This window comes from Photobacterium ganghwense, from assembly GCF_017329545.1.
Taxonomy (GTDB): Bacteria; Pseudomonadota; Gammaproteobacteria; order Enterobacterales; family Vibrionaceae; genus Photobacterium; species Photobacterium ganghwense.
This window is the reverse complement of the sequence record NZ_CP071326.1, coordinates 840,515-854,308: the sequence shown is the minus strand read 5'-3', so window position 1 is coordinate 854,308 and position 13,794 is coordinate 840,515. Positions and strand designations below refer to the sequence as shown.

Annotated in this window: 12 protein-coding genes; all 12 read right to left on the bottom strand. The window is 51.0% G+C overall.

All coding sequences use genetic code 11. The annotated features are described in order from the left end of the window. Window position 1: 1 nt before the first annotated feature. The 12 genes from FH974_RS19855 to FH974_RS19800 all read right to left on the bottom strand — a co-directional run bounded on the left by FH974_RS19855 (window position 2) and on the right by FH974_RS19800 (window position 13,793). On the bottom strand, window positions 2-1,282 hold the full coding sequence (locus FH974_RS19855; protein ID WP_207104144.1) for a hypothetical protein: 1,281 nt from the start codon (window positions 1,280-1,282) through the stop codon (window positions 2-4). Next, window positions 1,283-1,582 (bottom strand): hypothetical protein, encoded by a 300-nt coding sequence (locus tag FH974_RS19850; RefSeq protein WP_207104143.1) that lies wholly within the window; start codon window positions 1,580-1,582, stop codon window positions 1,283-1,285. A gap of 4 nt (window positions 1,583-1,586) precedes the next feature. Then, on the bottom strand, window positions 1,587-1,871 hold the full coding sequence (locus FH974_RS19845) for a hypothetical protein (RefSeq protein ID WP_207104142.1): 285 nt from the start codon (window positions 1,869-1,871) through the stop codon (window positions 1,587-1,589). A 219-nt stretch (window positions 1,872-2,090) separates the two neighbouring features. Beyond that, window positions 2,091-2,567 carry a CHAP domain-containing protein gene (locus FH974_RS19840; RefSeq protein WP_207104141.1) on the bottom strand — a complete coding sequence of 159 codons (477 nt, stop codon included), beginning with the start codon at window positions 2,565-2,567 and terminating at the stop codon, window positions 2,091-2,093. Next, entirely contained in the window at window positions 2,531-2,860 is a 330-nt protein-coding gene (locus FH974_RS19835) for a hypothetical protein (protein ID WP_047884345.1), read from the bottom strand. Before FH974_RS19835 ends, FH974_RS19840 begins: the two co-directional genes overlap by 37 nt. Window positions 2,861-2,922: 62 nt before the next feature. Then, the gene (locus FH974_RS19830) at window positions 2,923-3,558 is read right to left on the bottom strand and encodes a tail fiber domain-containing protein (protein WP_207104140.1); all 636 of its coding nucleotides are present in this window, start codon (window positions 3,556-3,558) and stop codon (window positions 2,923-2,925) included. Between the two features lie 25 nt (window positions 3,559-3,583). Then, on the bottom strand, window positions 3,584-8,587 hold the full coding sequence (locus FH974_RS19825) for a phage tail protein (RefSeq protein ID WP_207104139.1): 5,004 nt from the start codon (window positions 8,585-8,587) through the stop codon (window positions 3,584-3,586). Beyond that, entirely contained in the window at window positions 8,572-9,024 is a 453-nt protein-coding gene (locus tag FH974_RS19820; protein WP_207104138.1) for an NlpC/P60 family protein, read from the bottom strand. The genes FH974_RS19825 and FH974_RS19820 overlap by 16 nt, the downstream gene beginning before the upstream one ends. Before the next feature lie 14 nt (window positions 9,025-9,038). After that, a complete protein-coding gene (locus FH974_RS19815) occupies window positions 9,039-9,578 on the bottom strand; it encodes a phage minor tail protein L (protein ID WP_207104137.1) in 540 nt (179 codons plus the stop codon). A 69-nt stretch (window positions 9,579-9,647) separates the two neighbouring features. Continuing rightward, window positions 9,648-10,028, bottom strand: a complete 381-nt coding sequence (locus FH974_RS19810) for a hypothetical protein (protein ID WP_047884351.1) — start codon at window positions 10,026-10,028, stop codon at window positions 9,648-9,650. Further along, window positions 10,028-13,477 carry a tape measure protein gene (locus FH974_RS19805; RefSeq protein WP_207104136.1) on the bottom strand — a complete coding sequence of 1,150 codons (3,450 nt, stop codon included), beginning with the start codon at window positions 13,475-13,477 and terminating at the stop codon, window positions 10,028-10,030. The genes FH974_RS19810 and FH974_RS19805 overlap by 1 nt, the downstream gene beginning before the upstream one ends. Further along, window positions 13,467-13,793: a hypothetical protein gene (locus FH974_RS19800; protein WP_047884353.1), complete on the bottom strand. Its 327-nt coding sequence runs from the start codon at window positions 13,791-13,793 to the stop codon at window positions 13,467-13,469. The genes FH974_RS19805 and FH974_RS19800 overlap by 11 nt, the downstream gene beginning before the upstream one ends. Window position 13,794 lies beyond the last annotated feature (1 nt).

Here is a 13,794-nt window from a genome sequence, read left to right as displayed (position 1 = left end):
CTCAGAACGTGCCGCCATCAATGGTGAAGCCATCAATAGCAGAGGTTGAAGCGCCCGCCCCCGTCAGGTTTGCACCCAGCGTTACGTTACCTCGTAACGTAGCCAGTTTGTTCACTGTCAGGTTCGAACCAATCAATGCGCTCGCGGTCAGCGACAGATCTTTCACGATTGTTACCGTGTTTTCAAAAGTCGCTGCGCCAGCAACTCGCAGAGCGTTAGCTACAGTGATCAGGTCGTTGGTGATTGTCAGACGCTTTGCGGTTGCGCTGTCGGTAATACCGCGAGAGTTAAACGCACCAGTCGCAGTCAGCGCCGTAAAGCGACCGGTAGATGCGGTTCCTGCACCGATGGTTGTGCCATTGATAGCACCGCCTGCCACGGTAACGTGCGGGATTGTCACTGTGGTTGCGCCAGTTCCATCAGCGCGCAGAGTCCCGCCTTCAATAACCAGCGCGCCAAGGTTAGAAATGCCCTTCACTGTCAGCGAGTTTTCAAATGTCGCCGCAGATTTAAAGGTTGCCGCCTCATTCACCGTCGCACTGCCAAGAACTTGCAGGTCGTTACCAACCTGAGTTCGAGCATTGTCGATATCCAATTGACGAGTGGTTGCGATATCACGGAAGCCGCGAGTAGTGAAAGTGCCGCCTGCTACAGTGACGTTGCCTGTAATTGACGCGCCAGCCTTCACAATAAGGTTTTTGTTGGCAGTGAGTGTATTGCCGACAGTAACCGTGCCTACGATGTTGGCAGAGCCGCCGACCGCCAGAGCACCACCGATATCAGCGCGTTCATCAATAGCCAGGTCATAGCCTGAGAATGAGCCGCGAATATGCACATCTTGTAGGTCGCGGAAGCTGGCCGCCGATTTGTTCTCGCCCGTGCCAACGTGAGCCGTGAAGTAGTCACCGGCTTCGTCCCACACAAAAAACGCTGACAGTGCCGAACCACGCTTAACTTCGAAGCCTGCGTTTTCGGTTGGCGCAACGTCAGTGGCAATATCCGAGTTCAACTGAATAATCGCGTCACCAATGTTGACCTCGTTTGAGTTAACAGAAGTTGTTGTGCCCTTTACGGTCAAGTTACCGTCGATAACTAGATCGCCTTTCAGCACGTCACCATCTTTTCGGATAAACGCACCGGCACCACCAATCTCTTTAACCTCACCTGAGCCACCGATAAACAGGATTTCGCTCAGATTCGAGAACGCCAATTCACCATCGGCCAGCGTTGCAGGCGTGTTGGTGGTATTCGAGCGTTTGATCTTGATAATGTTCGTAGACATTTAAAATGCTCCGCAATTGATAACTAGGCCACGCACTTCCACGGTGGCCTCATACTTCCCTGTTTCTGCGTTAAATTGCAGAAGTGAGCAGTCTTGGCGATTGGTTTCATCAATATCGTTCGCACCCGAAATGAGATGAGGGCCGGGAATCCCCTGAAAGCCCTGCGAAATAACCCGAACATGGTCTTTTGTCACAACCACATTCATCGCGTCTTGATTCACAATCACCTTGGAGCCAACTTCCTTACTTGGCTGCTCCGTATCTCCACCGCTCAAATTTCGAATGACTAAACGAGTCATCTAATCATTCCTCCGGTAACGTCGTTGGCACATCCGGCAGCTCTGGCTCCGGCTCTGGCTCCGGCAGCTCAACTGGATCTCTCGGAACCTCTGCAATCATTCCCTTGACGCTGAACCGGCCAGTAAGCAGAGGCACAACCGTCTTCTCACTGCCAATATTTCCCTCTGAGCCACCCATTTCGATAGCCTTTGGCGTTGGCGCATAGAGAATGAGATCGTAGTGCCAGTCACCCTCTAGCAAGTCCTCTGTTTCCCGAGGATTAATGCCAATTCGCAGCTCCCCTTTCATTGGCTCTGGAATCTGGATTCGCCCATTATCGGTAGAGAACTCAAGAACGAGTCTTGAGTCTCTTGTAGGCTGTCGTCTTACTTGCAGAAGTGCCTTGTAGCCAACGATATTTACTGGCTCACCGTCCTCCTGACAGTAAGTAACAGCGAATCCGAACGAGCGACCTTTTGTTAGCCTAAGATTCTGATATCCCGCTTCCATCAGTCACCGCTTATTTATTCAGATAAAACGCAAAAAGCCCTTCATGGTGCTTACATGACGTTTGCGACGGCAAACCTCATAGCCCTCGCGTGAGCCTTCGTCGTTCGTATTCCCTTCAATGGTGTAGACATACTCACCTTCGACATACTCAACGATCCCAGCATGACCGTTGCCGGACTGGAAAATCTGAATGAACACATCACCAGGTTGAGCGTTGTTCACACAGCAAACACGCTTCTCTTTGGCCTTGTTCCACATCGTCCCGCAATGAGCAGTCCGAGGAATGCCCGTAACACCAACTTGTTGAAGACACCAATAAACAAATGCCATACACCAAGGGGCTGGGACATTGATGCCTGCGGAGGTTAGATACTCACGAACTCGCTTACCGTCATTAGAGCCGCGAGGAACTTCTTCAACGCCAACCTCGCCGTTCGCAACGGCAAGTAGCTTTTGAATCAGTTCTTGTTTGACTTGATAATTTTGATTATCCATAACACTGTTCTCCATCCACCGATGCCACCCAAAGCGCCAAAGAAAATGATTTGATGAGTGCTCATTTCCCTCATTAGCCCGAGTGAATACATCGCAACGCCAGCAATACCAGACAAGATCATTTCCCCGAATAAAACGCGCAGGTTCAGCTTCGGCTCATCAGAAAGAAGTTGTTTGGCAATAGATCCAAGAACAAACAGCCCTACTATCGAAACAAGCAGGGACGGAGCTTCGATAGCAGGGTCGGATGAGGTCTTAGTCGCAACCTCGACGAGAAGATCTGACTTATCCATGTCTAGGCTCCTTAAAAGCCCGAATATAATAAGTCATCACTTACTTATTATCTAGCCAAAAATCAATGACCTTTTTCCAGTTTTTCAACCTTTTGGGCTAGTTCATTAACAGCTTCAATCAGGACTGCCACCAAGCCGTTGTAATTCACGGCCAGCTTGTCCTCCTCCTTGAATACAAGACGCTTATCAACCGCCTCTACATCCTGAGCCAAGACACCTACAGAGGCTTGTCCGGACGCCTTTAACTTGTAGGTGTAACCGCCCAACTGTTTCACCTTGCCAAGCGCACCGGTGATTTTCCGAATGTCTGTTTTGGCCTTCATGTCGGAGGTGTTGTAGATGATCCCGCCCACAGTCAGGTTTGTTGTGATTGTTACTGACTTAGCGAACGTCTCATCCACCGCTTTACGCGCATAAGCAGAATCATGGTTGTGGGACTTCGCCGCATATTTGGCATCCGCATCCTGCACTGAAAGCGGTGTTTTGGCGAAGTCGATAATCATCTTCCAACCGCCGTCCGCATACATGTAGAGCTTTTTCTGGTCACTGCGGTAACAGGTTCGACCGTCGCTAGGTGGTGGCGTTGTCGGCCAAGCAATACCCGATGAGTTTGAAAGAGCTGTTTTGTCGTTATTCAAGATCTGCGGCAATGACGCACGAAGGTTGGTGTTTTCAGTAATCTCGGTATAGTTTTGCATGTTTCATCCCTAAAAACTGGCTACCTTAGTAGCCAGAAGCATTCCAGTTAACTCGTCCCGTTGTCAGGCTGCCCATAGAGTCATAGATAGACACATAGAAGCCATCAGTCGTGATGTTTGAGGCGTAGACCGTTGCCCCAACCACCACATCCGCTCCTGTAGAGCCGGTGAACTGCGGAACCACACGCGGTGGGACAGTGAATTTCCGATTGAACTTCACCTGCATGTTGTCAGGCTCAGTCACCTCCACATAACCACGGTCGATTACATCCGGCACGTCCACAATCAGAACTGATGAGGAAATGCCAGGTAACATTGAGGTTGAGTCCGTCCAGACCCGATAGACAATGTCCACCTCATCCGAATCGTAGAATCCCGCAGTAAACTTCTCGTAGCGCGTCCACCCACACAAACGAGGCGTTTTAGCGTGGAAGGCGGCAAGCTGCTCCCTTCCGCTAATCTCAATGGCCTTCTCCAAACGCAGGCTTCTCAGGCACAAAGCCGGAGTCGTTCCTGACTCGGAAATAGCCTCGGTGATCTTCAAGTGCTGGATTGCACCCAAGTTTCGAATGATGGCGGTTGTCTCTGCGTATTTACCACCATGAACGGACGCGCTAACCACCACCTCTTCCGAGCGCTGGCGAACCATCAGGTTAATCACTCGGTTAACTACGTTGCTTGAGTCCAAAGGCTTAGCAAGAATCAGCGTAGAGCCGCCCTGCACCCCGATATGGAACTCTCGGCCAATATCCTCAATGTTAATCAACAAGCTACCCGCAGAACCCTCAACCAAGAACTTGCCGATCAGTCCACTGCGAACCGCACCAATCGAGAAAACCAGTTGAGACTCCATACCTGCCATGCCTTTTAACGGGAATCTCGCGTAGCCAGCACTTGTCATATACATACCCACCGCCTGCATTGCGCCGCGAACGATGGTTCCGGCTGTCAGAGTCGTTTCGCTCAATGTAGGCACGGACTCGTTATAGCCCTTCTTGACTGACGTTACAGTGTGACAATCATAACCCTCGAACAGACTTGCATCTCGTCCACGCATCTTGGTCGAGATATACCGCTCGAATCGGTGGCTATCATCCACACCAGATGGAATCCAGAACATTGTCTCTGCCTCAGCCCATGAAATTTCACCAAGGCTCGCCCAGTTCCGGTCGTCATCCTCTGCTACGGAGAATGGGAAGTCTCGAACGATCAATCGGGAAGCTCGGGCTGAGTGTGTCTGCTCAGTTTCGCGGTATTCAAGATAGCTCTGGCCGGAAACACCAACGAGTGAGTTGGCCTTATCAACCAGCATGTTTACCTTAACGCCATCCCAGCCTGCCGCCCCGAAGTTAACGGTATGGATAACGTTGTAATCCTCCAGGTCATTCCGAGCCACAGCGGCAAATGAAGCCGATGCCGATGGAATGCCGAACCGGTCAATCGCTTTTACCCAAAAGTAGTCTTCTGCCTCAATGGAGTCAGAGTCGATTGAGTATGAGTTACCCGATACATCCGCCAAGTGCTCTGACATAGCCCAGCTCTGACCACGGCGAATGGTGTAGCTCGTTACATCAGGGCTTGGATGCTTGTCCCAGCGCAGGATAACCACTCGGTCGTTCTGGATAGCAGTTAGACCGGTTACGGGATCTGGACCCTTAATCTCAATGCGTGTCGAAGCCGCCGACTCAGACATGTTGCCCTCAACGTCAATCGCCTTTATCAAGAAGGTAAAGCTACCCGCCTCCTTGGTGTCGATAACCGTTGAAGTGGTATCCAGACGTTCAACGACAATTGTTGATGATCCCCAAGTGCTTCCCTGTCGAATCTGATAACCAACAACATCCGCCTCTCTGTTGGAAGCCCAAGACAAGGTAATACCTGCAAATGAGCGTCCAGCTTTGAAGCCCTCTACAGCTTTTGGCGCTACTGATGTGCCAAGAACCGTATGCGTCACCACCTCTGAGATCGGGCAAACCTGTCCGGTCATATCCAAAGTGTTCGCCGTTACCGTCAGTGAGTCGCCGTTTTGAAGGTTTTCGACAACATAGCTCATCGTGCCGGTTGGAATGCGAATGACCTCCGTGCTCTGACCGTTAAGCGAAATGCCAAGACGGACGGACGCATAGCTGCCGGTCAATGGACGCTCCCACGAAATATAAGCCCGAGTCATCACAGTCATGCCCGACTTGTAAATCTCCTCAACGATACCGAGGTTTCGCACTGGTGCAGGTGGCTCATTCGGATTCATCGGAGGCACATATTCATACTCACCGCTCAGGTTGAAGATAGACTCGTTATATTCAACGCAAGACAGAGTTCGCTTGAAATCGCCATCGCCGGAAATAGCCGTAACCACGAAAGGCTTAGCCACTCGCGACGACTTGCCGATGTGAATCATGCTCTGAGGCAAAATATCAGCAGGCAATTCCGTATAGAGGTGCAGCAACCCCTTTTCAGGCTCGGTTTTCATGATGTTCGAGGTAAACAGATGATCGAACTTAATCAAATCAACGGCACTACCTACCGCCAAACCAGCCGGAATCCGGTCGAGATACACCGCCTTGCCGTCACTGCCAATCAGACGCTCATTCAGAGAACCAAAGCCGATAGCCGCAACATCACGACTAACAGCAGCATCCAGAGTAACTTTCTTATTAGCCGCATCAATTGCCGCAACTTTTGCTGTCCCCAGCTTGAACGTTGGGTAGTGAACCATGACCTGAGAGCCAAACTCTGCAATGTCAGCCTCGGACAAATCCACCTGAACCACACCGCTCTTCGCCTGTCCGGTCAACGTCCGGCATGAGCGCCCCCAATCAATATGGTCGCTCTGAACCAACACCACATCGCCAAGGGAACATGCAATGGCATCAAGGTAAGCGTCGAACGTGCAACTCACACTGATGTATTTGTTATTGGCTCTGAATACGCCAAGAATTTTCTCCGCCTGCTCTTTGTTGGTCACACCAGGCAATGAAACCTTGTTCTCGCGAATTGGCGCACCCTTGGCAATTTCGTCATGCTCGACGATCTTCACGAAGGAAGCCGCGTTCTTGTTCTCAATGTCGTAGTATTCAGCCTCAAACACGTTTGCACGGTCTTTGCTGCTTGACCATGACACCGACAACGTATCCGCAAGCATGTTTGACGAGCCAAACACCATCACCGGATTGCGAGGCTCGTAGATGATCAGACTTAGCTGGGAACCCACAGGGCTAATCTTCGCCAAACCGCAGCGTGTCACGATCTGTAGCGCATCCCATACACTCGTCATGGAGTCGAATACGCCGTTGAATTTTAGCTTGTTGGAGTTGCAATACGCCGCCCAATCAACGAACCGGTCAAAGTCGATATGTCGCTTAGGAACGGAGCCGATCTCAATGGCAATGTCCAATGAAATCCAAGCAGGGTTGTCACTCCAGATGTAGCCAGTCTGATTGCCTCGGCGGTCATAGGTATTCACCTTGCGACCACGAACAAGGCTGACAACATCCGGTGTCCCGTTTAGCTGGTCTGTTGCCTTGATGGTGGCTCGAAGAACGGCTGTCCCTCGGTGAGCAACCGTCGAATACTGCACTGCCTCAACGGCATTCAGCCAGCACTCATCCATAATGTAGTCTGACTCCGATTCCGCCGTAATACGGAAGAAGCCGAGTTCATAGACGGTATCATGAGCCTGCGAGTTAAGGTTCATCTTGACGATGACCCGCTTAGGGTTTGAGGTGCAGTCTTTAATGATGTTCGACTGCGATAGTGCCTGCATCGCCTTTGCCGACTTGACCGTGACGCCTTTCCCTTCAATCCGGTAGCGGTAGTAGTAACGGGCATTAGTCGATTCATGCTGCTCAAGCTCAACCGAAAGCTCTCTTACCCCCGTTACAATGCCTGTAAGGGGATTTGAAATAACCCTGACCCAATCACTTTCGCTCGACTTCTTGCGCTCAATGATAAGCGTTGCGTTGTAACTATCGGTCGCCGACAGCTTGAACGAGAACTTCACAAGGTGGTTTTTCGTATCAGTGAGGTCAGTGTTAAAAGCCAGCTCCTTACCGGAATCACCTGCATATGTCCAAGTGCCGCCCTTAATTCTGTATGCCGTGCGGATTTCAACCTCTCGGTCCCACTTCTTGTTTGAGTCGTCGTCTCGGTGAATCAAGCCGTATGGGAAAGAGATTTGAAGCTCGGCTGCGTTAGTGCCTGCCGGAAGCTCAACAACCCCCATTTCCTGATTAAATGCTCGACCAACCTCAATGTGGCGACGAATAGACCCAGCATACTCGGAGGAAACTGGCTCATTCAGCGCCCCGCGCTTGTAAGACCAGCTTGTAGACTGATAGCTCTCAATTGGCTGATCGTTTACCAGCACCTCTTTGACTTCGCTGATTTCACCCTCTGATAGCGCGACCAGCATAGTCAGAACTTCGTCCTCGTCATTGTCGGACAGTCCCTTATCCATGCCGATTAGCAAACCGCCCGTCCAATGTTCGCCATACAGGACAGGAATCGGAGAGCCTTCTCGCGTATTCATTGACGGCGCGCCCAAACTGTAAGTTGAGCTTTGCTCTTCGGAGGCGGATGCCCGCGTTGGCATTGGGATAAGCGCGTTGATCAGCAGTGCGCCAGCGGTATTGATGGCGGCTGCAGCCAAGCCTTTCATGAACGTGCTACTAATGCCGCCAGTAGCCCACGCCGAAAAGGCGGCAACAGCAATCAGGGCAACTGAACGTAAAATGCCCTTGTTATCGCCGCCACCACCAAACACATTCTGAATAAGGACGATGTGTTCGCCTTTGCCTGGAATAACCTCATCCCAGACGCTCTCTGCCATTTCCTGACCGCCAAGGAAGACAGCGAATGCGTCATCCCGAGGCAGACCCTCTAGATAATGAGACAGAGCAGCCCCCTCTTGGTAAACGAGGTTCGCGTAATCTCTCTTGCTGAGATCGAACGGCGAGTAGAGGATCTGCAAATGCAAATCGTCACTGCAACTCGCGCTCAAATCCACACTAGGGATTATGTTGTGCTGCATGGTTGATAAACTCCAACAACCTTGTTTCTCCAAACAGGACTCAGCAGACGGTCTACAACAACCATCCCCGAGCCTTGCCACGTGTGAATGAATTGCATCTTTGGCAGCAACATGGCGGTATGGCAGTTCTCACCCGCCACCCTCAGCAGCAATGTGCTGTAAGGAACGAGCGCGTAGGTATTGCTGTCTGTCGGATCGCAGCTTTTGATGGTCGGGTATCCGGCTTTACTCAGCACCGGTTCCCAGCTCTGTTTCCAAACGGCGGCAGAACTTGCCATTTGCCGTGGCGTTTCGGGCGTTTTGTAATTGGGAGCCTCAACCCCCATTCGTCGATAAAGCTCCATCAGCAGCCCGTAACAGTCGTAATAACCGTTTTCGCCTCTCGCACCTCTCAGATAGGGCTTTGTTAGCAAATCGCCAAAATACAACTCAGTCACCGCTTACTAATCCTTTAGCTCAAAATAGACGGAAAACCGCCAAAATTCGCCGAGTTACCCTTGGCTATACAGCCATTTCGGCCATTCAGGCTGTAGTCACAAGTCTGCGCTGAGCCTTTATAGCCGCAGCGTTCATCTTTGAAAAACCAAGAGCAGTATTCTCGGTAGGCAATGCGTCTTGGATACCGAACTCGCAGGTAATCAGGCATTTCCAACTTAAAGGAAATGTCTCCGCCCTTAACGCTCGTATCTGAAATGGATAGAACTTCCGTAAACTCCGGCTCTCTATCGAGTGTCATTGTATTCACAATGTCGATCTGAACCTCAGAGCCAGCCGCCCCTCTTGATGACTCGATAAGGCGCTGGATTTGTCCCGTAGAGTCATGCCCGGTGATGGAGGCAGTTGTCATTTCTCCCTCTGACTGCTGAAACTCAAAGTCGAAGTTCGCGGCCAAGTAGGTATTGCCCTTATATTCAATATCCTCAATCCATCGAGCAATGTAGATTGAGGTCAGCTCTCCGTTAACATCCATCCGAACAGTAAAAAGAGGCACGAATGCCTCTTTTGATGCAAGTTTGGATTTGTCGATAACGGATGCAACATTTAGGTGTCGCATCTATTTCTAAACCTCAGTCAGTTTAATCAGGACATCCCAAAGGTGAACGCCACCAATGCCCTTGTAACTGAACAGTAATTTATCAGCAAAGCGAACCAAATGTAAGTCACCGCTTACTGGGTTCTTGTAGAAAAATGGCTCTACGCCGCCCATGCGAGCCTCATAGAACTTAACCAGCTCTTTCCTGTTTGTCTCAGATAAGTCGGTAAAGCCGGTCTCAAATGACTTACGTGCCTTTCGTGTATGACGGGGGCGCGTGAAGACATACCCATTGTCCGAATCTACCCGAATGGCTTGGTCTTCAAGCTCAACCTTATGCTTGCTTGAATCCTCCCCCGTAGACGTTGAAATTCGCCCGAAATTAGGCATTAACGCATAGCTTCTCATTAGCTAAGTGCTCCCTTCATACCGTCCCTGAATGAACCAGGCTTATTCGCGGCTTCCAACACAACATCAAGAATCATCTTCTTGCCATCAAAACGGCGGCCGGTTTCACGGGCGCTCATCTGCTCTCCTGACTGGTTAATCAGGTTGAACTCTACGGCTCCACCCATTGAGGCGGTTGCTGGCGCTGAGCGCGTCATAGCGGCTTGCTTAGGCATTACCGTAACCATCTGAGGCGCAATACTGCGGCCAGCCATTGCCAAGTTACCCCCGACTGAAGCAATCGCACCGCCGGCCAATGAGCCAACAGATGAAGCCGCCACACCCGAAGCCGCTTGCACACCCGCCGTAGCCCCGCCGCCTTGCAGCGATGTGAACCAGTTGCTAATCCCGTCTGTCAGCGGTGAAATCACCGTTTTCATCAGGGCAATGCGCAGGATTTGCTGAATAACCTTTTCCGCAAAGTTGCGCCACTGATCTTCGCCGGTCATCATGAAGGAGGTTGTTGCATCTACAATTCCTTCAAGAGCACCTGCCATGACGTTTTCAAGCTGCTCGCCAAAGTCCTGATACTGAACCGCCCGCTTCGCAAAAGCCCCTTCGGTTAGCTTTTGGCGCTCATGAGAGGCTGCCGCAGCAATCCGAGTTTTCTCGCCCTGATAAGCCTCCCAACTCAATTTGTCATCGAGATAGAGCTTGTCTAGCGCTTGGTTCTCGGCAACAACGATTTCGTCAAAGGCAGCCAGACGAGCGCTACGGGATGCCTCGTTCTTATAGTCGCCACGCTTTTTCAGGCGATTGTCGATGTTATTCAGGAAAGGCGTGATATTGTCAGAAAGAACAATCTGGTCTTGAATGGCCTGCTTGTTCGCTTCCATGTATTGAAGCATTGTCTTGGCATTATCAACCTGCTCTTTCGGAATCAAGCCGCCATCCGGACTATTCGCCAAGGCCAGAATCTCTTCATACTTCTGTTTGGTAAGGTCAAACTGAGTATTGAACTCGTCCAGCTTTGTCGGTCCCTGCACGTCCATGTCTGAACGCATCCAAGAATCGGCAGATTTCGACAGCTTTCCAGCTTTCTCCGCAGTGGCCTGTCGTCTCTCAAGGTTATCCATCGCACGGGCTACGCCTCGGATATCTTGAGCTAGCTTCTCAAATGCCGGTTCCTTGGCAATCTCGCCAAGCTCTTCCCTAAACTGCTGGATTCGTTCCAATGCCGCACCCAAGAAAGCACCGCTACCGGTTTCGCGTCCGTCCATTCGGGCAAACTGCACCTGTAGGGTTTTCAGGTAGGTCGTCATCTTACCGGTCGTCTTATCAAGCGCTGCACGTCCAGAGTCAGACAAGATCTTGCCAACTTCACCGGAGTAACGCTTATCCACATCGGCCAGTGACTTCATCAGCCCCTCATACTGAGACTGATATTGGTTCATCTGCTCAATGCGCTTCTCGATCTCCGCCCTTTCCTTGGCTGTAACGTCAGGGTTTGACAGATAACTCAGTCGTTCTGAGCTGGCGTCGATTTCCCTTTGCAGCAGTGCCATTTCTTTCTGCACTACACCACGAGCTAGACTGCGCTGTTCAGCTCGGTTTTTGGCAAGCGCCGCCTCTTTCTCAGACACAAGCATTTTCGAGTTAATGATTTCCTCGTAGGCTTTCGCCAGCTTGTCTGATTCTTGGTTGTAGGTAGTTCGAACGGCCTCCATTTCCTCGGCAATTTTGGCTCGCTCCTGCGCCAGCTCTTTTGAAATGGAAGACTCGTAAACGTAAGATGCAGACTTATCCAGCGCCTCTTGAAGCTCTTTCTGAGCCAGCTTAATGCGCTCAAGCTCTTCATCGGTGGCTTCCTTAGATAGCGCACCCAGCCTCTCAAGACGTGCCTCTACGTCCTTGATGGTAGATTCGTTGGCCTGCTTCGGATCGGCTTTCAACTCCGCCGCCCACTCAATCGAGCGATCAGCCAATGTAGACTTATCCCAAATGCCGTAAAGCGCAGACAATGCCTCATAGGCCATCCAAGCTGCGGAAGCCAACGCAGCAAAATGAGGTTGAACAGCCGCAATGCCCGTTCTCAGGGTTGTAAACAGAGCACGAACACCAACCATACCCTTGCGGAAATTACCGAATACCGCAGTCACACGCTTGCCGACAGAACTCAGCTTCTCCATCACCTTCGTCAAAGCGCCACCATCGGCGGATACCTTGTTGAAGTTTTTGAATTTGTCTGCAAACGACTCTACGCCCTTGCCTGCCTTCGACAGCACACTCAGTAGCTTCACAAATGGCGCAACAAGCAGTTTGCCGATACCAAAAATCAGCTTACCGCCAATCAAATAGCCGATTGCCGTCGCGACAGCCGAGATTGCGTCACGGTTCTCATACATGACCTTCATCAGCTCGGTCATCTTCACGACCATCTGAGCAAGCCAAGTGCCGAACTCCTGCGCCCACTCCCTGAATGCTTTTGTTTCCAGTGCGGCATTAAGCTCTAAAACGGAATGCGTTACGGCGTCATAGTAGGAAGGTAGGTTGCCTTCTTTGTCTCCGGAGCCTTCACCAATCTCACGCCCCAACAGCTTCAAGTTTGCGGCCAGCTTCGACATTTGACCTGAATAGGTCTTCATCATCTTCTCAGCCGAACCACCAAAGGCCAGTTCAAACTCAGCAAGAAGACCTTTAATCGCAGGCAATGCCGCAACGGTGCCGGTTTCGATTTGCTTAACCAACTGACCGACTGACACACCCATTGAGCGAGCCATCAGCTTCATTGCCGCCGGAACCGATTCACCCAATTGCTGACGCAGCTCTTCCATCGAGATTACGCCTTTACCCGCCATTTGCTGGATAGCTACGGCTGCACGTTCAAGCTCCAGGTCAGAACCACCAAACGCCGCAACACCGTCAACAAGCGCTTTAAGAGAGCCGTTTGTTGGGTCGATTCCGCCGGATTTGAACTTAACGAATGAGTTTCGAAGGGCATCAATTTTGAATGGCGCTGATTTTGTCATTTCGAGAACGTAATTAACGTCCCGAACCGACTCTTTGACAACATCACCAGTGGTAGCCAGACCGCGCATTGTCAGTGTCAGACGTTCAATATCATCGGTTGCCCGTAAGATCGCGTCCTGCCACGTCCAAAATACATGCTGCAAAGAGGACATTGCCCCTTCAAGCATTCCCAGAACCATCACGCCTTCAAATGCACTTCGACCGACGCCATTGAAGCGACGTTCTAATTTGGCTAAGGCAGATGAGGTTCGGTTGACCGGTGCTTCCACCTTGACCATAGCATCAACTAGCTGCTGCATCTTAACGTCGATGCCGGACAAGGTGTGGTTAGTCTTTTTTGCGGTAGCGTCTAGCTTTTTAAGACGGTCTTTCAGATTTTTGAAAGCCTGTTGAGCACCGCGATCACTCGCGGTGAACTCGAAGTGTAGATTATCGCTCACTTATCGCATTCCCTAGCAGTGATTTCAGCCTATCAATGGCATCTGCATCAGGCTCGGCATCCTCTAATGAGCGTTTAATCTCAATTGGACTGGATAACTGCTCGGTAAGAGATTCCGCGAAGTCCTTGAGGTGTTCTTCACTGGTTTGCGAAGCCCGCAGAAGCCTTAGTTGGCTGATGTCCATTTCCGCTCTGTGGCGGTCTACGTTCCGGCTCATCATCCAAAAGGTTCGAATGGGAAGAGCCAGCACTTCGCTATAGGAAAGGTTGTAGTGATGAATCAGGCGGGAAAAGTAGAAACCCAAGTCAATCGCCACA

Coding starts and splice junctions, on each gene's coding strand:
- FH974_RS19855 (WP_207104144.1), bottom strand. CDS start 1,282: ATGTCTACGAACATTATCAAGATCAAACGCTCGAATACCACCAACACG.
- FH974_RS19850 (WP_207104143.1), bottom strand. CDS start 1,582: ATGACTCGTTTAGTCATTCGAAATTTGAGCGGTGGAGATACGGAGCAG.
- FH974_RS19845 (WP_207104142.1), bottom strand. CDS start 1,871: ATGAAAGGGGAGCTGCGAATTGGCATTAATCCTCGGGAAACAGAGGAC.
- FH974_RS19840 (WP_207104141.1), bottom strand. CDS start 2,567: ATGGATAATCAAAATTATCAAGTCAAACAAGAACTGATTCAAAAGCTA.
- FH974_RS19835 (WP_047884345.1), bottom strand. CDS start 2,860: ATGGATAAGTCAGATCTTCTCGTCGAGGTTGCGACTAAGACCTCATCC.
- FH974_RS19830 (WP_207104140.1), bottom strand. CDS start 3,558: ATGCAAAACTATACCGAGATTACTGAAAACACCAACCTTCGTGCGTCA.
- FH974_RS19825 (WP_207104139.1), bottom strand. CDS start 8,587: ATGCAGCACAACATAATCCCTAGTGTGGATTTGAGCGCGAGTTGCAGT.
- FH974_RS19810 (WP_047884351.1), bottom strand. CDS start 10,028: ATGAGAAGCTATGCGTTAATGCCTAATTTCGGGCGAATTTCAACGTCT.